The sequence below is a fragment of the Nonomuraea rubra genome, from assembly GCF_014207985.1.
GTDB classification, from domain to species: Bacteria; Actinomycetota; Actinomycetes; order Streptosporangiales; family Streptosporangiaceae; genus Nonomuraea; species Nonomuraea rubra.
On sequence record NZ_JACHMI010000001.1, the window covers coordinates 8,186,990 to 8,209,534 of the forward strand.

A 22,545-nucleotide genomic window follows, 5' to 3' on the forward strand; every position below is an offset into this window, starting at 1 on the left:
TGGTCCTTCCGTCACGCCTCCGGTGCGTCGGCCGGGCGGAGCAGGGCATGCCCCTCGACCGATGCCGCATATGCGGCGAGGATACCGGCCACGGTCGAGGAATTGTGGATCATTCCCATGAGCGCCTTCTCGACCGCGTCGGCCAGAGGGACCCATTCGACCGGCATGTCGATTTCCTCGTGCCGGTGCTCGAAGCCGTTCTCCTCCTCGGGGATCCTGCTCAGGTCGCGGGCCAGGAACACCCGGACGCGCTCGTCGGTCATGCCCGGCGAGGAGCGCAGGTCGAGCAGGGTGTACCAGGTGCCGGCCCGGTAGCCGGCCTCCTCGGCCAGCTCGCGGGCGGCGGTGGTGACGAGCGGTTCGCCTGCCACGTCGCGGATCCCGGCGGGCAGCTCCCACATGAGGTGCCGCGTCGGGTGGCGGTACTGCCTGATCATCAGGACGCGGTCGTGCTCGTCGAGGGCGAGCACGGCGACGGCTCCCGGATGGACGACGTAATCGCGGTCGGCGACCTCGTCGCGGGGCATTTTGACGCTGTCGGTGACGACCTCGATCACGTAGCCCTTGAACCGGTGCTTGGAATCGACGACGTCCCACGCCTCGGGCGTGTCTTCCACCTTCATCATGGGCCCACCTTGGCACCGACGCGGCTGTCGGCGTAGGCGAGGGCGGCGCTGATGAGCCCCTTGAACATCGGGTTGGCCCTGGTGGGCCGGGAGCGGAACTCGGGGTGGGCCTGGGTGCCGATGAAGAAGGGGTGCACGTCGACGGGCAGCTCGGTGTACTCGACCAGGCGGCCGTCGGGCGACAGGCCGGAGAAGACCAGGCCGACCTGCTCGAGCTGCTCGCGGTAGGCGTTGTTGACCTCGTAGCGGTGGCGGTGGCGCTCGTCGGCCTTGGCCTTGCCGCCGTAGAGCTGCCGGGCCAGGGTGCCCTCGCCGAGCTTGGCGGTGTAGCTGCCCAGGCGCATGGTGCCGCCCATGTCGCGCTCGCCGGCGACGACGTCCTCCTGGTCGGCCATGGTGGAGATGACCGGGTGCTTGGTGTCGGGGTCGAACTCGGCGGAGTTGGCGTCCTCGATGCCGGCCATGTTGCGGGCGGCCTCGATGACCATGCCCTGCATGCCTAGGCAGATGCCGAGCAGCGGGATCTTGTTCTCGCGGGCGTGGCGGATGGCGCCGATCTTGCCCTCGATGCCGCGTACGCCGAAGCCGCCGGGGATGAGCACGCCGTCCACGCCGTCGAGCTCGCGCTCGGCGCCCTCGGGCGTCTCGCAGTCGTCGCTCTTGACCCAGCGGATGTTGACGCGGGCGTCGTTGGCGAACCCGCCGGCGCGCAGCGCCTCGGTGACCGACAGGTACGCGTCGGGCAGGTCGATGTACTTTCCGACGAGCGCGACCGTGACCTCCTTGGCGGGCCGGTGCACGCGGCGCAGGAGCTGCTCCCACTCCTTCCAGTCGACGTCGCGGAAGGGCAGGCCGAGGCGGCGCACGACGTAGGCGTCGAGGCCCTCGGAGTGCAGCACCTTGGGGATGTCGTAGATGGAGGCGGCGTCGACGGCGGAGACGACGGCGTCCTCGTCGACGTCACACATCAGGCTGATCTTCCGCTTGATCGCCGTCTGCACCGGCCGGTCGGAGCGCAGCACGATCGCGTCGGGCTGGATGCCGATGCTGCGCAGCGCCGACACGCTGTGCTGGGTGGGCTTGGTCTTCAGCTCTCCTGACGGCCCGATGTACGGCAGCAGCGACACGTGCAGGAAGAACACGTTGTCGCGCCCGACCTCGTGCCTGATCTGGCGCACGGCCTCCAGGAACGGCAGCGACTCGATGTCGCCGACCGTGCCGCCGACCTCGGTGATGACGACGTCCACGTCAGGGCCGGCCATCCCCCGGATCCGGTCCTTGATCTCGTTGGTGATGTGCGGGATGACCTGGACGGTGTCGCCCAGGTACTCGCCCCGCCGCTCCTTGGCGATGACGTTGGAGTAGACCTGGCCGGTCGTCACGTTGGCCGAGCCGTGCAGGTGGGTGTCGAGGAACCGTTCGTAGTGGCCGACGTCGAGGTCGGTCTCGGCACCGTCGTCGGTGACGAACACCTCGCCGTGCTGGAACGGGTTCATGGTGCCGGGGTCGACATTGAGGTAAGGGTCGAGCTTCTGCATGGTGACCCTGAGACCGCGCCCTTTGAGCAGGCGACCGAGGCTGGATGCCGTGAGCCCCTTGCCGAGACTGGAGGCGACACCGCCGGTGACGAACAGATGCTTGGTTTGCGATGCGCTGCGCAAAGGGGCTCCCGTGGCTCGAGGTGTGGTCGAAGTGTCCACGGGCTCTCAGGATATCAAACAACGCCCCTCACATGCCTGAACGGCCTGACCTAGCGGTAACTTTGGTCCCTATGTCAGTAGTACGGCGGGCTTTGGGCGCGTTGATTCATCGTACCTACGCGGCGATCCGCCACGCCGGCGCGATCTCTCCGGAGAGTCCCGCTGGGTACCGGTTCCGCCGGCTCGGCGACGGGGTCAGCATCGCGTTCCCGCCCGGCGCGATCTTCGGCGAGCAGTGGATCGAGATCGGCGACCACACGCTCATCGGCGAGCGGGTGTCGATCTCGTGCGGCATGGTCCCGGACCGGGATCTCGGTCCCGACACGATCCTGCGGATCGGGGCGAGCTGCTCGATCGGCCGCGGCTCGCACCTCGTCGCGCACCAGTCGGTCGAGATCGGCGACGACGTCTTCACCGGCCCGTACGTCTACATCACGGACCAGAACCACGTCTACGACGATCCGGACATCCCGATCGGACGGCAGTGGCCGCGCAACAGCCCCGTGTCCATCGGCTCCGGCTCCTGGCTGGGCACGGGCGCGATCATCCTGCCGGGCACCACGCTGGGGCGGCACTGCGTGGTCGCAGGTGGCGCGGTGGTGCGCGGCGAGTTCCCCGACCACAGCGTGGTGGCGGGGGTGCCCGCCAGGCGCGTGCGCGGCTACACGCCGGAGCTCGGCTGGCACGCGCCGATCACGCTGGACACCTTCCCCTGAGTCACCCTCTGGACCGAACAAGGTTCTGACAGTTAGCGTCGTTCCATGCGGACCGCCATCTGTGAACGTCTGGGCATCGAGTTCCCGCTGTTCGCCTTCAGCCACTGCCGCGACGTGGTGGCCGCCGTCACGAACGCGGGCGGTTTCGGGGTGCTGGGCGCGGTCGCGTACTCGCCCGAGCAGCTCGACACGGAGCTGACCTGGCTGGACGAACGGGTGGGCGGCCGCCCGTACGGCGTGGACGTGCTCGTCCCCGGCAAGATCGACGCCTCCGCGCTCGACCGCCGCACGCACCTCATGGAGGCGGTCCCCGACCGCCACCGGGACTTCGTCACCCACCTGCTGGCCAAGTACGGCGTCAGCGCCCCCGGCCAGCCCATGACGGCGGTGGCCGACGAGTTCGGCAGGCGGGTGACGGCGGCCGGCGCGACCGGGCTGATCGACGTGGCGCTCAAGCACCGCATCGGGCTGATCGCCAGCGCCCTGGGGCCGCCGCCGCCCGAGATGGTCTCCAGGGCCAGGGAGGCGGGCGTGCCGGTGGCCGCGCTGGTCGGCACGGTCGAGCACGCCCGCAGGCAGGTCGCGGCGGGCGCGGACCTCATCGTGGCGCAGGGCACCGAGGCGGGCGGGCACACCGGCGACGTCTCCACGATGGTGCTGGTGCCGCAGGTCGTGGACGCGGTCGCGCCGGTCCCCGTGCTGGCTGCGGGCGGGATCGCGTCGGGGCGGCAGATGGCGGCGGCCATGGCGCTCGGCGCCGAGGGCGTGTGGTGCGGCTCGGTGTGGCTGACGACCGAGGAGGCCGAGACGGCGCCGGCGGTCAAGGCCAAGTTCCTGGCGGCCTCGTCGCTGGACACGGTCCGGTCCCGGTCCCGTACGGGCAAGCCGGCCCGCCAGCTCAAATCCGCCTGGACCGAGGAGTGGGACGCGGGCCAGGAGAGCCCGGGCGCGCTGGGGATGCCGCTGCAGATGTTGCTGGCCGAGGGCGCGATGGCGCGCATCGGGGCGGCGGCGGAGAAGGGCGAGCCCGGGGCCGTCGAGCTGGTCAACTACTTCGTCGGGCAGGTCGTGGGCCAGCTCGACCAGGTGAGACCGGCCAGGGACGTGGTCTACGACATGATCAGCGAGTTCGGCGAGGCGATCGAGCGGCTGCGCCGCCTGTCTGCGGAGTGAGCCCCCGGGCGTTTGCCCGTTCTTTCCCAGAAGGTAACCTGCGCCTGTGGTCGGGACTCCGCCTGAGCTGGAACGCGGCACCGGCGTCCCCGCGCACGTGCAGATCGAGCGCTGGCTCCTGGCCTCGATCGCCTGCGGCGAGCTGGCGCCGGGCGACCGGTTGCCCGGCGAGCGGGAGCTGGCCGGGCGGCTCGGCGTGAGCAGGATGACGCTGCGGCAGGCGCTGGCCTCGCTGGAGCGCGACGGCGTGCTGCTGCGCGTGCCGGGCAGGTCGGGCGGCGCGTTCGTGGCCGAGCCGCGCCCCGAGCCGCGCATCGACTGCGACCTGACCGGGCTGGCCGGGTTCACGGAGCAGATGCGCCGCGCCCACCTGCGGGCCGAGGCGCGGATCCTGCGGGCCGCGACGGTGCCCGCGCCCGCCGCCGCGGCCAGGGCGCTGGGCGTCGCGCCGGGCTCACCGGTGCACGAGGTGGCGCGGGTGCGCTCGGCCGGGCGCTCGCCCGTCGCGCTGGAGCGCTCGTACTTCCCCTGCCTGCCCGGCCTGCTCGGCCAGGACCTCACCGGCTCCCTGTACGCGCTGCTGGCCACCCGGTACGGCCTGGAGCCGCGCACCGCGGTGGAGCACCTCGACCCGGTGATCGCCCAGCCGGCCGAGGCCGCCGAGCTGGGCATCGAGCCGGGCGCGCCGCTGATGCTGATCGAGCGCACCGCCTACGCGGCGGGCGGCACGCCGGTGGAGTACGCGCTCGACCTGTTCCGCCCCGACCGGGTCCGCATCTCGGTCCGCAGCGGCGTCACGGAGACCGCCTGAAACCCGGCCCGCGTCACGGCACCGCCGGCGTCACGGCACCAGAGGCCCCTTGACCACCACCCCCGGCACCCACCGTCCCTCGACCTCGACCTCGACCGGCGTCCCCGGCCCGGCCTCCAGGTAGGCGTAGGCGATCGACTCCCGCGCGGTGTAGCCGTACCCGCCGGACGTCACCCGCGCCTCCACCCGCCCGTCCACGCGCACCGGCTCGTTGCCGAGCGCGACGGCGCGCGGATCGCGCAGCGTCAGGCAGCGCAGCCTCCGCGCGGGCGCGGGATCGAGGGCGTCCCTGCCGAGGAAGTCCTTGCCGTCCTTGACGCAGAACCCCAGCCCCGCCTCGTACGGCGTGGTCTCGGGCCCGATGTCGGCCCCCCACACCCGGTACCCCTTCTCCAGCCGCAGGCTGTCGATGGCCCGGTACCCCCCGGCCACCAGCCCGTACGGCTCCCCCGCCCGCCACAGCGTCTGCCAGAGCCCGAGCCCGTACTCGCTGGAGCAGTACAGCTCCCACCCGTGCTCCCCCACGAACGTCACCCGCAGCGCCAGCACCGGCACGTCGCCCACGGTCAGCTCGCGCGCGGACATGAAGGGGAAGTCCAGCGGGTCGGGTGTCAGCCCGCCCAGCACGTCGCGGGCCCGCGGCCCCCACAGCGCGAAGCACGCGTACTGCCCGGTCACGTCCGCGATCCTGGCCTTCGACCCGGTGAGCGCCGCCTGCTTGCGCAGCCAGCCCAGGTCGTGCGCGCCGAACGCGGTGCCGGTGACGATCAGGAACTCCTCCTCGCCGCGCCGGGTGACGGTGAAGTCGCACTCGATGCCGCCGCGCCGGTTGAGCGCCTGCGTGTACGTGACGGCGCCCACGTGCCTGGCGACCCGGTTGTCGCACACCCATTCCAGCAGCGCGGCGGCGTCGGGGCCGGTGACCTCGATCTTGGCGAACGAGCTCTCGTCGAACAGCCCGGCGGCCGTGCGCGTGGCCCGGTGCTCGGCCGCGATCGCGGACGACCACAGCCGCCCGGCCCACCCGTGCGGCCGTTCCTCCTCGCCGGGGAGCGCGTTGTCCGCGTAGTAGTTGACCCGCTCCCACCCGGACTTCTCGCCGAAGACGGCGCCGTGGGCGGCGTGCCAGCCGTAGGCGGGCGAGACCCGCAGCGGCCGGCCCGCCGACCGCTCGTGGCCCGGGTAGCGGATGTCGTAGTACGTCTCGTAGTTCTCGACCGCCCGCTTGATCGTGTACGACGGTGAGCGGTAGTGGCGGCCGAACCGGCGCACGTCCATGTGCCACAGGTCCATGCCGGGCTCGCCCTCGACGATCCACTCGGCCATCACCTTGCCGATGCCGCCCGCGCCCGCGATGCCGTGGGCGCAGAAGCCGGCCGCGACGAAGAACCCGGCGACCTCGGTCTCGCCCAGGCAGAACTCGTTGTCGGGGGTGAACGCCTCGGGCCCGTTGATCAGCTTGCGGATGCCGACGTCGGCCATGGCGGGCACGCGGACACGGGAGTTGTCCGAGATCTCCTCGAACCTCGGCCAGTCCTCCGGCAGCAGGCGGCCGTTGAAGTCGCCGGGCACCGCGTCGTAGGCGTTCTGCCCGGCCGTCCAGGGCGCGCACTGGCGCTCGTACCCGCCCATGACCAGGCCCTGGACCTCCTGGCGGTAGTAGACGAGCAGGTCGGGGTCGCGCAGCGTGGGCAGCCCGGTGTGGTCGTGGAAGGCGTCGCTGACGACGTACTGGTGCGACATGGGCACGATCGGGACCCGCACCCCGGCCATGCGGCCGATCTCGGCCGCGAACATGCCGCCGCAGTTGACCACGATCTCGCACGCGAGCTCGCCCTGGTCGGTGCGCACGCCCGTGACGCGGCCCCGCTCGACGGTGATCCCGAGCACACGGGTGCGGGTGCGCACGGTGACTCCGCCCTCGCGGGCGCGGGCGGCCAGGGCGTAGCAGAGCTGGGAGGGGTCGATCTGCCCGTCGGTCGGCAGGTACGCCGCCCCGACCACGCCCTCCGGATCCATGAGCGGGAACAGCTCCACGGCCTCGGCCACGGAGATCTCCTCCAGCGGCAGCCCGAACGTGCGCGCCCAGCCGATCTGGCGGCGGATCTCCGCCATCCGCTCGGGCGTGGAGGCGAGCTTGATGCCGCCGCACTCGGTCCAGCCTGCGTCGAGGGAGCGGTAGAGCTCGACGGAGTACTGGTTCATCCGGGTCAGCGTGGGGTCGGCGCGCAGCTGCCCGACGAGCCCGGCGGAGTGGAAGGTGGAGCCGCTGGTGAGCTCGTCCCGCTCCAGCAGGACGACGTCGCGTTCGCCGAGTTGGGTGAGGTGGTAGGCGACGGACGCGCCGCCCACGCCGCCACCGATGATCACGATCCGGGCCGAGTCGCTCATGGTCGCGAGGCTAACCGGCGCGCCCCTAAAGGTCTAGACCGTTTACCGCCGCGGAGCTAGCATCGAGCATGGCCGCGCCCGAGCTCCTCGATCGCATCCCGCTGCTGTCCGGCGTGCCGCGCTCCGTGGAGGAGCTGCCCGGCGGGCTCACCAACCACAACTACAAGGTCACCACGCCGTCCGGCGCGTACGTGGTGCGGGTGTGGGCCAGCGACGGCACGCTGCTGGCCATCGACAGGGACGCCGAGCACGCGAACTCGATCGCGGCGGCGCGGGCGGGGGTCGGCGCGCCGGTGCACGACTACCTGCCGGGGCTCGGGGTGCTGGTGGTGGGCTTCCTGCCGGGCTGCCACACGTTCACCGAGGCCGACCTGCACGACCAGGCGAACCTGCCGCGCGTGGCCGAGGCGTGCAGGCGGCTGCACGCGGGGCCGCGGTTCGTGCGCGACTTCGACATGTTCGAGGTGCAGCGGCGCTATCTGGAGATCGTCCGCGAGCGCGGCTTCCGGCTCCCGCCCCGCTACCTCGACTTCATGCCCACCGTCACCCAGATCCGGAAATGTCTGGCTATCAGGGACGAGGGGACGGTTCCGTGTAACAACGACCTGCTGCCCGGGAACATCCTGGACGACGGCGAGCGCCTCTGGCTGATCGACTACGAGTACGCGGGCAACAACGACCCCTGCTTCGAGCTCGGCAACATCTGGAGCGAGTCCGCCCTGCCCCCCGGCCACCTGGAGCAGCTCGTCACCGCCTACTACGGCCGCCGCCTGCGCCACAAGATCGCCCGGGCGCGCCTGCTCGGCCTCATGTCCAAGTACGGCTGGACGTTGTGGGCCTCCATCCAGGACGGCGCGAACGAGACCATCGACTTCGACTTCTGGTCCTGGGGTATGGAGAAGTACGAGCGGGCGGTGGCCGAATTCACCGATCCCGGCCTGACGGGCCTCATGGAGGAGGCGGCCCGGGCAGACTAGGGTCATGCTGGCCGCTCTGACCGGCCTGGGGCTGTCGACCGCCGCCGGGCTGAACGCGTACATCCCGCTCCTGGTCGTGGGGGTGCTGGCGAACGTCACCGACGCCGTCCGGCTGCCCGACGGCTACGCGTGGCTGTCGAACTGGGGGGTGCTGGCCGTCCTGGCGGTGCTGCTGGTGGCCGAGATGGTGCTCGACAAGGTGCCCGCCGTCGACAGCGTCAACGACGTCATCCAGACCGTGGTGCGCCCGGCCTCGGGCGGCGTGGTCTTCTCCGCCACGAGCGCCGCCGCCGAGCTGGAGAACTCGACCTGGATGACCGAGCGCCCCTGGGTGGGATGGCTGCTGGGCGTGCTGCTGGCGCTGGCCGTGCACGCGGTCAAGTCCGCCGCCCGCCCGGTGATCAACGCGGGCACGGCGGGCGTCGGCGCGCCGGTGGTGAGCACGGTCGAGGACGCCGGGTCGTTCGGCATGAGCCTGATCGCGGTGTTCCTGCCCGTGCTGGTGATCGTCGCGTTGCTGGTGCTCGCGGTGGCCGCGTGGTGGCTGCTGCGGCGGGTACGCCGCTTCCGCGCCCACAGGAGGGCCCGCAAGAGGGCGACCGGGAATCATCACCCGCCAGGCTGATCCACGCTCCGCCCGCGGGCTGATGTGCCGGCGCGGCTGGCCGCCTACGGTTGGGGCGAGGTAGCGAACAAAGGGATGGAAACGTGTGAGCGTACATCCGTGGCCCCCAACCCTGGCACGCTCACACGCACCGGCGCCCGGCGGCACTCCCGTGCCGCCGGGCGCTTCACAACCGCCGCAGCCAGCCCTCCAGCGCGTTGACGAAGTCGCCCGGGCGCTCCTCGTGCAGCCGGTGGCTCGCGCCCTCCCACGACAGCACCACCGACGCGGGGTCCTTGAGCAGCCCGGCCTCCCAGCCCGCCCGGCCGGCGTCGGCCCAGATCGACAGCACCGGGCACCGCCTGCGGGCCAGGTAGTCGTCGCTGGCCGGGCGCACGCCGATCGCGCCGGGGCCGGTGAACATGGCCTCGAACGCCTGGACCAGCACGTGCGGCGGCATCCCGTGCAGCCTGCGCTTGTGCCAGCGCCTGATGACGGGCGGGGTGGCGGCGTTCGTGCACCACTCGTCGATGCGCTCGGCCGCCTCGTGGGGCCGCTCGCCGCGCAGGCCCTCGATCATCCTGGGGAAGCCGCGGGCGATCTCGGCCGTCATGCCGTAGCCGGGGTCGAGGGTGACCAGCGCCCGCACCCGCTCCGGGTGCTCGACGGCCAGGATGGAGACCACCTGGCCGCCCATCGAGTGGCCGACGGCGACCACCTGGGGGATGCCGAGGCGGCCGAGCAGGACGTCCAGGTCCGCGGCCATCGCGCGCGGCGTGTTGCCGGTCTCCGGGACCGAGGAGTAGCCGTGGCCGCGCAGGTCCACGGCGAGCACGCGGTGCGTGGCGGCGAGCGCGTCGATGTGCCACGACCACTGGTGGGAGTCGGTCCCCCAGCCGTGGACCAGCAGCAGCGGCGGGGTGCCCTGCCCGTCGTCGGTGTAGAAGAGCCGGACGCCCTCCCCGACCTCCTCGTACGGCACCTAGACCTCTGGAGCCTTCGGCGGGGGCAGCAGCGAGCCCTCCCCCGCGGTCCAGCCGCCGTCGATGGCCAGCTCGGCGCCGGTGACGTACGAGGCCGCGTCGGACAGCAGGAACGCGATCGCCTCCGCCACCTCCTCCGGCTCGCCCCAGCGCCCGGCGGGGGCCAGGCCGAACGTGCCCTCCCCGGACACGGCCCCGAGCCCCTGCGTCATCGGGGTGACGATCATCCCGGGATGCACGGAGTTGACCCGGATCCGGTCGCGCCCGAACTCCAGCGCCGCGATCTTCGTCAGCCCGCGCACGCCCCACTTGGAGGCGCCGTACCCGCCGGTCAGGGGCAGCGCGAACAGCCCCGCGACCGACGACAGGTTCACGATGGCGCCGCCGCCCTGCTCGCGCATGGGCGCGAGCACGGCCTTCAGCCCCAGGAAGGTGCCGACGAGGTTCACCTGGAGGACGTTCTGGAACTCCTCCAGGGGCTGCTGCTCGATCGTCAGCATGGTGGCGATGCCGGCGTTGTTCACCAGGCCGTCGACGCGCCCGTACGCCTCCAGGACCTCGGCGACGACGGCCGCCCAGGCGTCCTGGCTGGTCACGTCGTGCCGGATGAAGCGGGCGTCCAGCTCCTTGGCGGTCGCCGTGCCCTCCTCCACCAGCACGTCGGTGAGCACGACCCGGGCCCCTGCCGCGACGCAGCGCCGGGCGGTGGCCGCCCCCATGCCACGGGCGCCGCCTGTGATGATCACAACCTTGCCGTCGAGCACCCTTTTCGCCCTCTCTAGGGGTGGTTGGGAAGACATGTGCACTGAAACACACCGGCCGGATCCGATCAAGAGCTTGCTTGCTCACCCGGGACGCCCGCGGGACGCGCCGGAACCGCCGGAGCCGACTATCCTTCAAGGCACCAACACCAACGGGAGGTGGCGAAGATCGGCGAGTTCCTTGTCATCGTGCTGGTGATCCTGGCGTTCCTCCTGCTGCTGGGCGGCGTCGGCATCTACCTCCTGGTCAAGCTGGGCAAGAAGGCCGCGGTCAAGGCCAAGCAGGCCACCGTCCGCCTCAGCACGCACGTCAACGCGATGGGCACGGGCGACGCCGCCGAGGTCGAGCGGCTCCGGCTCGACCTGCGCCGCGAGGTCTCCCTCACCCGCCAGGCCGTCGAGCACGCGCAGAGCCTCGGCTGGGGCCTGGGCGACCTGCCCCGCCTCCTGGCCGACCTGACCGCGCAGGCCGACGTGCACGACGGGCAGCTCGGCATGTACGCCCAGCAGCGCCGCGTGTCGCCGTACGTGGACCACGCCACCCTCGACCGGCTCAGGGAGCACCAGGCCAAGCTGACGGCGATGTGCGCCCGCATCCGCGCCGACCTCCTCGGCGACCAGGTGCAGCACACCGCCACCGGCATCGCGGACCTCACCTCCCGCACCGACCTGGAGATCGAGGCCCGCCGCCGCGCCCCCGACCCGCTGGACGAGATCGACGAGCTCTACCGGCGCTCGATGGAGGAACGCAGGGACCGGGGCGTTTAACCGGTTGCGGCGGCACCCGCCGCCTCGGCATACTCTGGCTGCGTTTCGATCACCGCGACACGAAGGGAGGGTGAGACCGTGACGACGACTGTTCGCGTGCCGTTTTCCGCGTCCTCATTCCTTCCCACCGGGAGCCGGCCGACCTGATCGCGACCGGCCGGTGGGCCTCATGGCTGGAGTCATCCCACCGTGCCGAAGCACTCGCAACACCGCCGCCGTGGCAAGCACGCCCTCGACGCCGACGACCTCGAATGGCTCGAGAACACCCCCGAGACCGCCCCCGGCAGCCTCTCCGGGGCCTACGACGGCCCGCCGGAAGGCGACCGCTGGTCCACCTGGGACCAGAGCACGCCGACGGAGAAGGGTCCGCGGCCCTACCCCGACTGGCTCGTCACCGAGCTGGCAGCCGTCGACACCGAGCACGGCATCCTCAAGACGGGCAAGGAGGCCGACGTCCACCTGATCTCCCGCGGCGTGCCGGGCACCGACCGCGTCTGCCTGCTGGCCGCCAAGCGGTACCGCTCGTCCGAGCATCGCCTCTTCCACCGCGACGCCGGCTACCTGGAGGGCCGCAGGACCCGCGACGACCGCATGAACCGGGCCATGGCCGGCCGGACGGCGTTCGGCAAGCAGGTCATCGCCGCGCAGTGGGCGGTGGCCGAGTTCTCGGCGCTGTGCCGGCTGTGGGAGCTGGGGGTGCCGGTGCCGTACCCGGTGCAGATCGTGGGGACGGAGATCCTCCAGGAGTTCGTCGGGACGGCAGGCGGGTACGCGGCGCCGCGGCTGGCGCAGGTGAGCGAGGGGCTCGGCGACCTGTGGGAGCAGCTCGTGGCGGCCATGGTCACGCTGGCCCGCGAGGGGCTCGCCCACGGGGACCTGTCGGCGTACAACCTGCTGGTCCACGACGGCAGGCTGGTGGTCATCGACCTGCCGCAGATCGTGGACGTGATCGCGCATCCGGTGGGCCCGGCGTTCCTCGACCGTGACGCGCGCAACGTCGCCACCTGGTTCGCCGCCAAGGGCGTCGCCGCCGCCGACGCGGACGCCCTGGCCGCCCTGCTCCGCAAGGAGGCCGGGCTGCTCCCCTGACGCCTCAGCCGAGGGCTTCGATGGTGGCGCGCAGCCAGGCGAGCTCGGCCTGGCTGGTGGCGTGGGCGATGGCCAGCAGGCCCTGGCGGAACGGGTCGGCGAACTCCCCGGCCGCCATCGGCCGGTCGCCGTCGTAGAAGAAGCTCGTCGGCTCCTCCAGGAACGCCAGCCGCCTGCGCAGCACCGCCGCCTGCTCCTTCGGCTCGTCCAGGTGGCGCAGGAAGGCGAGCAGCGTGAACCACCGGTTCTCGTCGCTGATGTCGAGGTCGTCCGGGGCCCGGAGCCGGTGCTCCAGCTCCGCTCGGCCCTCGGGCGTCAGGTACAGCATGCGCCGTGGCGCGGCGGCCACGCCCGGCTCGTCCTTCCTGACCAGCCAGCCGGCCCCGGCCATCCGCTTGATGGCCGGGTAGAGCGTGCCGTCGGCCACCGGGCGTACGTGGCCCATCAGCGCCGCCACCCTGCGGCGCAGGTCGTAACCGTGTAACGGCCGATCCCTGAGGAACCCGAGTATCGCCAGCTCCAGCATGGCTGTCAGCATACCTCGGTGCCGATATATATTGGCCCCGATACATGAGGAGTTCCGTCATGCACGATGCCATCGTTCACTCCAGCGGCGCCCGGATGCGCTGGGTGGAGCTGCCCGGCGAGGAGCCGGCGCGGGTCTACGTCCACGGTCTCGGCGCCACCTCGGCCCCCTACTACGCGGAGGTGGCGGCGCATCCCCTGCTGCCCCGGCACCGGTCCCTCCTGATCGACCTGCTCGGGTTCGGCATCAGCGACCGGCCGCGGGAGTTCTCGTACACGCTGGAGGCCCACGCCGGCACCCTGGCGGAGGGGCTGCGCAAGGCCGGGGTGACGGGGGCGTCGGTGATCGCGCACAGCATGGGCGGGGCGGTGGCCACGGTCCTGGCAGCGCGCCATCCCGAGCTGGTCGCGCGCCTGATCCTGGTGGACGCCAACCTCGATCCCTATCCCCCGGCGCCGGTGCGGCCAGGTGGCACCGGCATCGCGGCCTTCGGCGAGGAGGAGTTCGTGGCGGGCGGCTGGAAGGAGGTGCGGGACCGGGTGGGGCCGCACTGGTGGTCCACGATGCGCCTGGCCGACCTGCGCGGCCTGCACCGCACCGCCGTCAGCCTGGCCAGGGGGACGTCGCCCACCGTTCGCGAGCTGCTGGCCGGGCTGCCGATCCCCCGGGCCTTCCTGCACCCGGAGGGCGACGAGCCGCGCGGGGCCGCGGAGCTGCGGGAGGCGGGCGTGCGGGTGCTGGAGATTCCCGAGTCGGGGCACAACATCATGCTCGACAACCCGCAGGCCTTCGCCCGCACGCTCGCGGCCCTGCTTTCCCCGGGCCCCTAGCCCAGGGGGTCACGTCGTGGCGCTGTTGTTCCTGGTGACCGAGCCCGTGGCGGCGTCCACCGCCACCTCGTGCTTCGTCCCGTCCGCCCCGATCACGTCCGCCTCCCACACGGTCTTGCCCTGCTCCGTGTCCAGGTTCAGCTCCGTGATCCGCCCCTCGGGCACCGCCGCCGCGATCTTGTCGGCCGCCTGCGCGTAGTCGAGCTCGGCCGCCGACACCCGCGCCCGGTGCTTGGCCTTGTCGGCGTTGTCCTCCTGCTCGGTGGTGGGGCCGCTGACGACCTTGCCGGATTCCACGTCGAGCTGGTGCTCGGTCCCGTCCTCGCCGACGACCTGCACCTCCCAGAGCCGGCCGTTCTCCTCGGTCTCGATGGAGACGAGGGTGGAGCCCGGCACCGCGCCCAGCGCCGCCTGGGCGGCCTGCTTGAGGTCACCCGCGCCGGGGGAGCCCGTGGGGCTCCCCGGCGGAGCGGTGGTGGCCGTCGCGGTGCCGATGGTCGGCGAGGACTGGACGGCCAGCCGCTCCACCTCGCGCACCACGGTGCCGCAGCCTCCCGCCAGCACCGACGCACCGACCAGGGCCCCAATGATCGTCTTGTTCATACCTGGACGCTGCCCACCTGAAGGTGAAGCATTCGCCCAGGTCGGAAGGCATACGACCTATTGAACCCCCGCCTCGCGCATGTCGCGCAGCTCGCGCTTGAGCTCCTTGATCTCGTCGCGCAGCCGGGCCGCCACCTCGAACTGGAGGTCGGCCGCCGACTGGTGCATCTGCTCGGTCAGCGACTCGATGAGCGACTCCATCTGGGCCCGCGGCATCTCGCCGGCGATGGCCTTGGCGTGCTGGCCGGCCTGCCGGGCGGCGAACCCGGGCACGGGGGCCTTGCCGCGCGACTGCTGCCGGCCGCCGCCCATGAGCTGCTGGGTGTCGGCGTCCTCGCGGGACAGCGAGTCGAGGATGTCGGCGATCTTCTTGCGCAGCGGCTGCGGGTCGATGCCGTTGGCCTCGTTGTAGGCGATCTGCTTGGCGCGGCGCCGGTTGGTCTCGTCGATGGCCCGCTCCATCGACGGGGTGATCTTGTCGGCGTACATGTGCACCTGGCCCGAGACGTTACGGGCGGCGCGGCCGATGGTCTGGATCAGCGACGTCTCCGAGCGCAGGAAGCCCTCCTTGTCGGCGTCGAGGATGGACACCAGCGACACCTCGGGCAGGTCGAGGCCCTCGCGCAGCAGGTTGATGCCGACGAGCACGTCGAACTCGCCGATGCGCAGCTCCCGCAGCAGCTCGATGCGGCGCAGCGTGTCGACCTCGCTGTGCAGGTAGCGGACCCGGATGCCGAGCTCCAGGAGGTAGTCGGTGAGGTCTTCCGACATCTTCTTGGTCAGCGTGGTGACCAGGACGCGCTCGTCGCGCTCGGCCCGCTCGCGGATCTCGTGCACCAGGTCGTCGATCTGGCCCTTGGTGGGCTTGACGACGATCTCGGGGTCGACCAGGCCGGTCGGGCGGATGACCTGCTCCACCACGTCGCCCTTGACCCGCCCCAGCTCGTACGGCCCCGGCGTGGCCGACAGGTAGACCGTCTGGCCGATGCGCTCCAGGAACTCCTCCCACTTCAGCGGCCGGTTGTCGAGCGCCGACGGCAGCCGGAAGCCGTGCTCCACCAGCGTGCGCTTGCGGGAGGCGTCGCCCTCGTACATGGCGCCGATCTGCGGCACGGTCTGGTGCGACTCGTCGAGGACCAGCACGAAGTCCTCGGGGAAGTAGTCGAGCAGCGTGTTGGGCGCGCTGCCGGCCTCGCGGGCGTCCATGTGGCGCGAGTAGTTCTCGATGCCGGAGCAGGTGCCGACCTGGCGCATCATCTCGATGTCGTACGTCGTGCGCATGCGCAGCCGCTGCGCCTCCAGCAGCTTGCCCTGCCGCTCCAGCTCCGCCAGCCGATCGGCCAGCTCCGCCTCGATGCCGGCCACGGCGGCGGCCATGCGCTGCTCGCCGGCGACGTAGTGGGAGGCGGGGAAGATGTAGAGCTCCTCGTCCTCGGTGATGACCTCGCCGGTGAGCGGGTGCATGGTGGACAGCTTCTCGATCTCGTCGCCGAACATCTCGATGCGGACGGCGAGCTCCTCGTACTTCGGGATGATCTCGATCGTGTCGCCGCGCACCCGGAACGTGCCCCTGGTGAAGGCCAGGTCGTTGCGGGTGTACTGCATGTCGACGAGGCGGCGCAGGAGCTGGTCGCGGTCGGTCTCCATGCCGACGCGCAGCCGGGTCATGCGGTCGACGTACTCCTGCGGCGTGCCCAGGCCGTAGATGCACGACACCGAGGCGACCACGATCGTGTCGCGGCGGGTGAGCAGCGAGTTGGTGGCCGAGTGGCGCAGCCGCTCGACCTCGTCGTTGATCGAGGAGTCCTTCTCGATGTAGGTGTCGCTCTGCGGGACGTACGCCTCGGGCTGGTAGTAGTCGTAGTACGAGACGAAGTACTCGACCGCGTTGTTGGGCAGCATCTCGCGCAGCTCGTTGGCGAACTGCGCGGCGAGCGTCTTGTTGGGCTGCATGACCAGGGCGGGCCGCTGCAGGCGCTCGATCAGCCAGGCGATCGTGGCCGTCTTGCCGGTGCCCGTGGCGCCCAGCAGGACGCTGTCCTTCTCCCCGGCCTTGACGCGGCGCTCCAGCTCGGCGATGGCCGTCGGCTGGTCGCCCGATGGAGTCATCTCGGTGACGACCTCGAAGGGCGCCACCTTCCGCTGCAAATCAGTGACCGGTCGCATGCTGCCCACTGTAGGCGGCCCGACCGACAGAAACGGTCAGGCCGTGCGCTCGCCTATCCGGGGGAAGGGCGTGGTGGAGAAGACCACCTCGACGGGCACCTCGAAATACTCGGCGATGCGCAGCGCCAGGTAGAGGCTGGGGCTGTATTCGCCGCGTTCGAGATAGCCGATGGTCTGGTAGTGCACCCCCAGCGCGTCGGAGAGCTGCCTGCGGGTCACGTTCCGCTCTGCGCGCAGCAGCGCGATGCGGTTGTAGACGGTCTCACTCATCAGGCCGTAGTTTCTCAGGTCACGCGCTGCATCGCCCGGTGACGGCGCTCTTCCATCGCCGAGCCGGACTCGCGCCTGGCCATCCTGCGCAGGATCGGGGGCGCCAGCAGCAGCCCGGCCACGGCCCAGGCGAGCAGCACGAGCGTGGTCTCCACGGGCCGCCAGGAGCCGCCGATCTCCGCGGCGGCGGCCGCGTCCGGCATCAGGGCCGAGCGCATGCCCAGGCCGAGCCAGTAGAGCGGGAAGGCGTGGGCGACGGCCTGGAGCCAGCCGGCCAGCGCCGTGATCGGGTAGAAGACGCCGGAGATGGAGGTGAGCGCGCCGACGGCCAGCATGGCCAGCCCGGCCGCGGACTGGGGGCTCTTGGCCAGGGAGCCGATGATCGCGCCGAGCGGGAGCGAGGACAGCAGCCCCAGCAGGGCGATCCAGGCCAGCGTGAGCCAGCCGCCCGCCCCGATGCCGAGCAGCCCGGGCACGAAGAACAGCCCGGCGGCCAGCATCACCACCACGGAGCCGATCGTGGTGATGGACAGCATGACGATCCTGCCGACGAGATAGCCCACCATGCCCTGCGGCACGGCCTTGGCCCGCAGCAGGGTGCCGTCCTCGCGCTCGACCGACAGCGAGCCCACCGCCCCCATGAGCCCGTTGAGCGGGATCATCAGGCCCACCAGGCCGGGCAGCGTGGCCGCCGCCAGCGACAGGCCGGTGCCGGGCAGCGTCGCGTCGCGCTGGAAGTACAGCACGACGACGAAGGCCGCGGTGCTCACCACGGTGAAGCCCATGTCCTGCGCGCTGGCGAGCTGCTGCTTGAACTCGATCCACCCGCGGGACACCCCGAGCCGGGCGGCGTGCAGCGTGGGGTTCACGCCTCCTCCCTCCTGACGATGGCCATGTAGGTCTCCTCCAGCGTGGCCCGGCGCACCTCCAGGTCGCCGATCTCGGTGCCGTGCTGCTCGAACAGCTCGCGGACGAAGCCGGTGGCGTCGCGGGTGGCGTGCACGAAGTGCTCGCCGTCGCGGCTCCAGCGCACCTGGGCGTCACGGGAGTACTCGCGGGTGAGGCTGTCGGGGCTGCCGTCGGCGACGATCCGGCCGCCGGACAGGATGAGGATGCGGTCGGCGAGCTTCTCCGCCTCGTCGAGGTCGTGCGTGGTGAGCAGGATCGTGGTGTCGTCCAGGTCCGACAGGCGGTGCACGAGATCGTGGAAGTCGCGCCTGGCCTGCGGGTCGAAGCCGGCGGTCGGCTCGTCGAGGAAGAGCACCTCGGGCCGGCCGACGATGCCGATGGCGACGTCGAGCCGGCGCCGCTGCCCGCCCGAAAGCTGCCTGATCCGCTGCCCGGCCTGCTCGGTGAGCCCGACCGCCTCGATCAGCTCGGCGGTGCCGAACGGTGGCCGGTCCGGCCTGGCGTACGGCTCGTAGTAGCGGCTCAGGTGGTGCAGGAGCTGGTGCACCCGCCAGCGGCCGTGGTCGCGCCACGACTGGAGCACGACGCCCAGCCTGGCGCGCCAGCGCTCGTCGCCGCGGGCGGGCTCGACCCCCAGTACCCGTACGTGCCCCGCGGACGGCTTCCTGAAGCCCTCCAGGATCTCGATGGTGGTGGTCTTGCCCGCGCCGTTGGGCCCGAGCAGGGCGATCACCTCGCCCGGGCTGACGGTGAAGGCGACCTCCCGCAGGACCTCCTTCTCGCCGTACGCCATCCGCAGCCCCTCGACCTCCAGAGCGGCGGCGTTCTTGCCGAGGTCGAGGCCCCCTGCGAGTTCTTTCACCGCTCCCATCAACCCTCCAAGTAGTAGGACTACTACATCTATAGCACACCTACTACAGACCGCAATACACATATGACACCGCATTGCAAGCGAACAGTAAGTCACACCCGATACGGTCGGAATCGCCTGTAGCGGAAAAGGAAGGTTCGATGTCACGACCCAGAGAGGCACTGATCCAGGCTGGACAGGGCGTAGCCCGAGCGGTGGCCCAAGGGGGTGACGTGAGGCAGGCCATGGGGCAGGCCGTCGGGCAGGTCGTCGACCAGGCGGGGCAACTGGCCGGCCAGGCCCCGGGCTTCAGGCTGAACCCGCACGACTTCGCCGCCGCCCGGGACGGCGGCGCCTCCGTCGGCACCCTCATCGAGGCCAGGTCCGCCTCGCTCAACGAAGCCGGCGAGATCGTCAACCGCAGCTTCGCCGAGAACGGCATGCACGTCATCTCGCCCGTGGTGATCCCCAAGGGCAGCACCGCCAAGGTGGTCGTGCCGCTGGGCATCCTCGTGGCGCTCGGCCTCCTCGGCGCGCTCGGCAACATCGTGCCGAGCGCCGACGTGGTCTTCGGCCCCCACTACTGGGTCGTGCTGGTGCTGGCCGCCGTGTTCCTGTGGTGGCGGCGCAGCGTGGTGATGGTGCCCGAGGGCTGCAAGGCGCTCATCACCCAGTTCGGCAAGCTGGTGCACATCGCGGACCCGGGCCGGGTGACGCTGTTCAACCCGTGGAAGCGGGTCAGCTACATCGTCAACACCACCCGCGAGTACCCGTTCAACGCGCCGATCAGCGAGGCCCCCACCCAGCAGGGCGTCAAGGCCAGCGTGGACCTGTTCCTGCAGTTCAGGATCGAGAACCCGGCGGAGTTCATCTTCGTGCTCGGCTCGGTCAGCGGCTTCCAGTCCAAGCTGCAGAACGCCATCAGCGAGGTCACCCGCTCGCTGATCTACGCCCAGCGGGCCGAGGAGATCTACGACCTCGTCGGCGAGAGCACGCTCGGCATGCTGGAGAGCCTCAACCAGCAGTTCCTGCCCGCCGTTCGGCTCACCGACGTGAACATCACCCACGCCGAGCCGTCCAGCCAGGAATACCGCATGGACCTGGCCGCCCCCGAGATGGTCAGGGTCGCCAAGGAGGCCTACACCTACGAGTACGAGCTGCAGCTCCGCAAGGAGCAGAACGAGGGCGACCTGGTCAAGGAGCTGGCGGGGCTGCAGGAGACGCTGAGCGCCATCCAGGCCGAGATCGCCGGCTACCAGGCCCGCATGGACACCGCGCTCGAACGCGCCACCCACCAGGCCACCGCCCAGGCCAGGCAGCGCCTGGTCGAGGCGGAGTCCACGGCCAACGCCAACGCCGCGCTCCTGGAGGCGCAGGCGCTGGACATCAGGGCCCTGTCCGCCGCCGAGGCGCCCGAGATCCTCGACTACCGCTTCCAGCAGGACCTGCTGGCCAAGCTGGAGTCCGTGGCCACCAGGCTGCCGCAGGTGGTGCAGGTGGGCGAGCAGACCGACATCGACTTCCTGGCCCTGGCCCAGCAGCTCGTGGGCGGCAGGGACGCGGCGCTGTTCTCCGCCGAGGACATGGCCGCCATCCGCGGCAGGCTCGACGAGATCGCCACCCGCGTGCGCGAGCGCGAGGACGAGATCGCCGCACTGCTCAAGAAGGCCGCCGCCGACGTGGCCGAGCCGCCCGCCACACCCGAGCCCGACCACGACCTGGAACGCACCGTCGAGCGTCTCCTGCCCGGGAAGGAGATCTGAGATGAGCCGCGAGTTCTCGAAGATCAAGGAGTCGCTGGCCTCCTGGGGAGAGATCCGCCAGCTCCTGCGCGGCGGCGAGCAGGGCCAGCTCGTGCCCGTCGTCATCCCCAAGGACCGGCGCGGCTTCGCCTGGATGACGCTGGTGTTCCTGGCGATCTACTTCGCCGGCCTGGCCGCGCTGACCGACTTCACGCTCGTCGGCGCGTTCGCCGCGCTGCTGTTCCTGCTGCTGGCGCTGCTGACGATGTGGCGCAAGGCCATCATCGAGATCGAGGAGGGCACCACCGGCGTGCGCAGCCGCTGGGGCGCCATCACCGGCACGCTGCCGCCGGGCCGCCACTACCTGTGGCTGCCGTGGGACCGGGTGGACGCGGTCGTCGACACCTCCACCGAGATCCCGTACTCGGCGCCGATCGTGGCCTGCCCGACCGCCGAGAACGTGCCGCTGAAGTCGATCGAGTTCTTCCTGAAGTTCAGGATCGTGGACCCCGTCGCGTTCGTCCGCACGATCGGCGCGGGCAACTTCGACCTGGTGCTGTCCAGCGCCGTCCAGGACGCGATCAGGCAGCGCAGCCGCAGGGTCAACACCGAGCGCGCGTACGACCTGCGCGGCTCCGACGTCGGCGACATGCAGGACGCGCTCAACCGGCAGCTCGGCCGCTACGGCGTGCGCATCACCGGCGCCAACATCCCCGACGTGCAGCTCCCCGACCAGTACCAGCAGCACCTGGCCACCCGCGAGAAGGTGGCCAAGGAGCTGTCCGCCTACGAGCGGGAGTGGGAGCTGACCCGCAAGCGCCGCATCGACACGCTGCTGATGGAGATCGAACGCTCCAAGAAGACCCGTGACGCCCGCGTCGTCGAGGTCAAGGCCGCCCACAACAACGCGCGCAAGAACGTGGCGCGCATGCTGGAGGAGCAGGAGACCGAGGCGCAGCGGGTGACGTGGGAGATCGAGGCGCGGGGCAGGGCCGACCTGACCTCCGCCGAGAACGAGGCCAAGGCGCTGCGCCGGCTGGCCGAATCGTACCGGGACAACCGGGCCGTGCTGCAGTACGAGCTGGCCCGCAGGCGCCTCGACGTGGGCGCCAAACTGGCGGAGAACGCACCCCAGCCGCTGGTCGTACGGACCCAGCAGGGGCAGGCGGACTCCGCGCTCTCCACCCTCCTCCTGGCCCAGCTGCTCCCCCGCATCTCGGGCACAGGGCAAGTGAACGGCCCCACACCTTCCGCTTAGGAGAACCCCATGGTGTTCCGCAAGTTGATGGCCGCGTTCGGCGCGGGCGTCGAGGTTGACACGGTGTTGACCAACACGGGAGTGCGCCCGGGCGAGCCGCTGCGCGGCGTCGTCCACTTCCGTGGCGGCAACTCCGACTACAAGGTCGAGGGCATCTACATCGACCTGACCGCCGTGGTCGAGGTCGAGCAGGGCGACAACGAGTACAAGACGTCCTACAGCTTCCTGCGCCAGCAGGTGGCCGGGACCTTCCAGCTCGCGGCCGGCGCGCAGCACCAGCAGCCGTTCGAGATCCCGATCCCGTGGGAGACGCCGATCAGCGCGATCGCCGGGCACCCGCTGCACGGCATGAAGCTGGGCGTCCAGACGGAGCTGGCGCTGGCGGGGGCGCTCGACAAGGGCGACCTCGACCCGTTGTTCGTCAGCCCGCTGCCCGCCCAGGAGCACGTGATCGGGGCGCTCGACCGGCTGGGCTTCCAGTTCAAGAAGGCCGACCTGGAGCGGGGCACGCTGTACGGCTCGACCATGCCGTTCTTCCAGGAGATCGAGTACTACGCGGGCGGCCAGTGGCGGCGCTACTTCAACGAGCTGGAGCTGACGTTCATCGCCGGGCCGCGGCAGATGGACGTCATCCTGGAGGCCGACAAGCGGGGTGGCTTCCTGACCTCCAGCCACGACGCGTACAACCGGTTCACGGTCCGCTACGACCAGTCGCCGCAGGACGCCGACGCGGCCCTGCAGCGCGGCCTGGAGCAGATGGCCCGCCACCGCGGCTGGTTCTGATCCGGAGGA

At 71.2% G+C, this 22,545-nt stretch carries 22 protein-coding genes; 11 read left to right on the top strand and 11 right to left on the bottom strand.

What is annotated here, in order from left to right; genetic code table 11:
* Window positions 1-11 precede the first annotated feature (11 nt).
* Entirely contained in the window at window positions 12-626 is a 615-nt protein-coding gene (locus tag HD593_RS37180; protein WP_185106591.1) for an NUDIX domain-containing protein, read from the bottom strand.
* Complete coding sequence (locus tag HD593_RS37185) at window positions 623-2,287, bottom strand: CTP synthase (protein WP_185106592.1); 1,665 nt, start codon at window positions 2,285-2,287, stop codon at window positions 623-625. The genes HD593_RS37180 and HD593_RS37185 overlap by 4 nt, the downstream gene beginning before the upstream one ends.
* A 140-nt stretch (window positions 2,288-2,427) precedes the next feature.
* Between HD593_RS37185 and HD593_RS37190 the strand changes: the two genes are divergently transcribed.
* The 3 genes from HD593_RS37190 to HD593_RS37200 are packed head-to-tail and all read left to right on the top strand — an operon-like array spanning window position 2,428 to window position 5,026.
* Entirely contained in the window at window positions 2,428-3,042 is a 615-nt protein-coding gene (locus HD593_RS37190; RefSeq protein WP_312903968.1) for an acyltransferase, read from the top strand.
* Window positions 3,043-3,087: 45 nt separating this feature from the next.
* Complete coding sequence (locus tag HD593_RS37195; RefSeq protein ID WP_185106594.1) at window positions 3,088-4,215, top strand: NAD(P)H-dependent flavin oxidoreductase; 1,128 nt, start codon at window positions 3,088-3,090, stop codon at window positions 4,213-4,215.
* A 46-nt stretch (window positions 4,216-4,261) separates the two neighbouring features.
* Window positions 4,262-5,026 (top strand): GntR family transcriptional regulator, encoded by a 765-nt coding sequence (locus HD593_RS37200; RefSeq protein WP_185106595.1) that lies wholly within the window; start codon window positions 4,262-4,264, stop codon window positions 5,024-5,026.
* A gap of 30 nt (window positions 5,027-5,056) precedes the next feature.
* Here the strand turns inward: HD593_RS37200 and HD593_RS37205 are convergent, their stop codons facing one another.
* Complete coding sequence (locus tag HD593_RS37205) at window positions 5,057-7,417, bottom strand: GcvT family protein (RefSeq protein ID WP_185106596.1); 2,361 nt, start codon at window positions 7,415-7,417, stop codon at window positions 5,057-5,059.
* A gap of 68 nt (window positions 7,418-7,485) precedes the next feature.
* On the opposite strand from HD593_RS37205, the gene HD593_RS37210 reads away from it, so the two are divergent.
* Window positions 7,486-8,394, top strand: a complete 909-nt coding sequence (locus HD593_RS37210; protein WP_185106597.1) for a choline kinase family protein — start codon at window positions 7,486-7,488, stop codon at window positions 8,392-8,394.
* A 4-nt stretch (window positions 8,395-8,398) separates the two neighbouring features.
* Window positions 8,399-9,019 carry a DUF4126 domain-containing protein gene (locus HD593_RS37215; protein ID WP_185106598.1) on the top strand — a complete coding sequence of 207 codons (621 nt, stop codon included), beginning with the start codon at window positions 8,399-8,401 and terminating at the stop codon, window positions 9,017-9,019.
* Between the two features lie 166 nt (window positions 9,020-9,185).
* On the opposite strand, the gene HD593_RS37220 is transcribed toward HD593_RS37215, so the two are convergent.
* Both HD593_RS37220 and HD593_RS37225 read right to left on the bottom strand, forming a co-directional pair.
* Window positions 9,186-9,980: an alpha/beta fold hydrolase gene (locus HD593_RS37220; RefSeq protein WP_185106599.1), complete on the bottom strand. Its 795-nt coding sequence runs from the start codon at window positions 9,978-9,980 to the stop codon at window positions 9,186-9,188.
* On the bottom strand, window positions 9,981-10,781 hold the full coding sequence (locus HD593_RS37225; protein ID WP_185106600.1) for a glucose 1-dehydrogenase: 801 nt from the start codon (window positions 10,779-10,781) through the stop codon (window positions 9,981-9,983).
* 120 nt (window positions 10,782-10,901) lie between these two features.
* Between HD593_RS37225 and HD593_RS37230 the strand changes: the two genes are divergently transcribed.
* On the top strand, window positions 10,902-11,510 hold the full coding sequence (locus HD593_RS37230) for a hypothetical protein (protein WP_185106601.1): 609 nt from the start codon (window positions 10,902-10,904) through the stop codon (window positions 11,508-11,510).
* 189 nt (window positions 11,511-11,699) lie between these two features.
* Window positions 11,700-12,599: a serine protein kinase RIO gene (locus HD593_RS64645; protein WP_185106602.1), complete on the top strand. Its 900-nt coding sequence runs from the start codon at window positions 11,700-11,702 to the stop codon at window positions 12,597-12,599.
* A 4-nt stretch (window positions 12,600-12,603) separates the two neighbouring features.
* Here the strand turns inward: HD593_RS64645 and HD593_RS37240 are convergent, their stop codons facing one another.
* A complete protein-coding gene (locus HD593_RS37240; RefSeq protein ID WP_185106603.1) occupies window positions 12,604-13,125 on the bottom strand; it encodes a PadR family transcriptional regulator in 522 nt (173 codons plus the stop codon).
* Window positions 13,126-13,184: 59 nt separating this feature from the next.
* Between HD593_RS37240 and HD593_RS37245 the strand changes: the two genes are divergently transcribed.
* Window positions 13,185-13,955 carry an alpha/beta fold hydrolase gene (locus HD593_RS37245; RefSeq protein ID WP_246546911.1) on the top strand — a complete coding sequence of 257 codons (771 nt, stop codon included), beginning with the start codon at window positions 13,185-13,187 and terminating at the stop codon, window positions 13,953-13,955.
* Window positions 13,956-13,964: 9 nt separating this feature from the next.
* Here the strand turns inward: HD593_RS37245 and HD593_RS37250 are convergent, their stop codons facing one another.
* The 5 genes from HD593_RS37250 to HD593_RS37270 are packed head-to-tail and all read right to left on the bottom strand — an operon-like array spanning window position 13,965 to window position 18,774.
* Entirely contained in the window at window positions 13,965-14,558 is a 594-nt protein-coding gene (locus tag HD593_RS37250) for a PepSY domain-containing protein (protein ID WP_185106604.1), read from the bottom strand.
* Between the two features lie 57 nt (window positions 14,559-14,615).
* Window positions 14,616-16,724, bottom strand: a complete 2,109-nt coding sequence (gene uvrB / locus HD593_RS37255; RefSeq protein WP_185106605.1) for an excinuclease ABC subunit UvrB — start codon at window positions 16,722-16,724, stop codon at window positions 14,616-14,618.
* 36 nt (window positions 16,725-16,760) lie between these two features.
* Complete coding sequence (locus tag HD593_RS37260) at window positions 16,761-16,994, bottom strand: helix-turn-helix transcriptional regulator (RefSeq protein ID WP_185106606.1); 234 nt, start codon at window positions 16,992-16,994, stop codon at window positions 16,761-16,763.
* Between the two features lie 14 nt (window positions 16,995-17,008).
* Complete coding sequence (locus HD593_RS37265) at window positions 17,009-17,863, bottom strand: ABC transporter permease (protein ID WP_185106607.1); 855 nt, start codon at window positions 17,861-17,863, stop codon at window positions 17,009-17,011.
* Complete coding sequence (locus HD593_RS37270) at window positions 17,860-18,774, bottom strand: ABC transporter ATP-binding protein (protein WP_185106608.1); 915 nt, start codon at window positions 18,772-18,774, stop codon at window positions 17,860-17,862. The genes HD593_RS37265 and HD593_RS37270 overlap by 4 nt, the downstream gene beginning before the upstream one ends.
* 140 nt (window positions 18,775-18,914) lie before the next feature.
* On the opposite strand from HD593_RS37270, the gene HD593_RS37275 reads away from it, so the two are divergent.
* The 3 genes from HD593_RS37275 to HD593_RS37285 are packed head-to-tail and all read left to right on the top strand — an operon-like array spanning window position 18,915 to window position 22,536.
* Entirely contained in the window at window positions 18,915-20,516 is a 1,602-nt protein-coding gene (locus HD593_RS37275; RefSeq protein WP_185106609.1) for an SPFH domain-containing protein, read from the top strand.
* A gap of 1 nt (window position 20,517) precedes the next feature.
* Entirely contained in the window at window positions 20,518-21,753 is a 1,236-nt protein-coding gene (locus HD593_RS37280) for an SPFH domain-containing protein (protein ID WP_185106610.1), read from the top strand.
* Between the two features lie 9 nt (window positions 21,754-21,762).
* Window positions 21,763-22,536 carry a sporulation protein gene (locus tag HD593_RS37285; RefSeq protein ID WP_185106611.1) on the top strand — a complete coding sequence of 258 codons (774 nt, stop codon included), beginning with the start codon at window positions 21,763-21,765 and terminating at the stop codon, window positions 22,534-22,536.
* Window positions 22,537-22,545: the final 9 nt, after the last annotated feature.

What these genes read in the sequence shown, in the direction of transcription:
- HD593_RS37180 (WP_185106591.1), bottom strand. Translation starts at nt 626, where the DNA reads ATGATGAAGGTGGAAGACACGCCCGAGGCGTGGGACGTCGTCGATTCC.
- HD593_RS37195 (WP_185106594.1), top strand. Translation starts at nt 3,088, where the DNA reads ATGCGGACCGCCATCTGTGAACGTCTGGGCATCGAGTTCCCGCTGTTC.
- HD593_RS37205 (WP_185106596.1), bottom strand. Translation starts at nt 7,417, where the DNA reads ATGAGCGACTCGGCCCGGATCGTGATCATCGGTGGCGGCGTGGGCGGC.
- HD593_RS37210 (WP_185106597.1), top strand. Translation starts at nt 7,486, where the DNA reads ATGGCCGCGCCCGAGCTCCTCGATCGCATCCCGCTGCTGTCCGGCGTG.
- HD593_RS37215 (WP_185106598.1), top strand. Translation starts at nt 8,399, where the DNA reads ATGCTGGCCGCTCTGACCGGCCTGGGGCTGTCGACCGCCGCCGGGCTG.
- HD593_RS37225 (WP_185106600.1), bottom strand. Translation starts at nt 10,781, where the DNA reads ATGTCTTCCCAACCACCCCTAGAGAGGGCGAAAAGGGTGCTCGACGGC.
- HD593_RS37240 (WP_185106603.1), bottom strand. Translation starts at nt 13,125, where the DNA reads ATGCTGGAGCTGGCGATACTCGGGTTCCTCAGGGATCGGCCGTTACAC.
- HD593_RS37245 (WP_246546911.1), top strand. Translation starts at nt 13,185, where the DNA reads ATGCACGATGCCATCGTTCACTCCAGCGGCGCCCGGATGCGCTGGGTG.
- HD593_RS37250 (WP_185106604.1), bottom strand. Translation starts at nt 14,558, where the DNA reads ATGAACAAGACGATCATTGGGGCCCTGGTCGGTGCGTCGGTGCTGGCG.
- uvrB (WP_185106605.1), bottom strand. Translation starts at nt 16,724, where the DNA reads ATGCGACCGGTCACTGATTTGCAGCGGAAGGTGGCGCCCTTCGAGGTC.
- HD593_RS37260 (WP_185106606.1), bottom strand. Translation starts at nt 16,994, where the DNA reads ATGAGTGAGACCGTCTACAACCGCATCGCGCTGCTGCGCGCAGAGCGG.
- HD593_RS37270 (WP_185106608.1), bottom strand. Translation starts at nt 18,774, where the DNA reads ATGGGAGCGGTGAAAGAACTCGCAGGGGGCCTCGACCTCGGCAAGAAC.
- HD593_RS37275 (WP_185106609.1), top strand. Translation starts at nt 18,915, where the DNA reads ATGTCACGACCCAGAGAGGCACTGATCCAGGCTGGACAGGGCGTAGCC.
- HD593_RS37280 (WP_185106610.1), top strand. Translation starts at nt 20,518, where the DNA reads ATGAGCCGCGAGTTCTCGAAGATCAAGGAGTCGCTGGCCTCCTGGGGA.
- HD593_RS37285 (WP_185106611.1), top strand. Translation starts at nt 21,763, where the DNA reads ATGGTGTTCCGCAAGTTGATGGCCGCGTTCGGCGCGGGCGTCGAGGTT.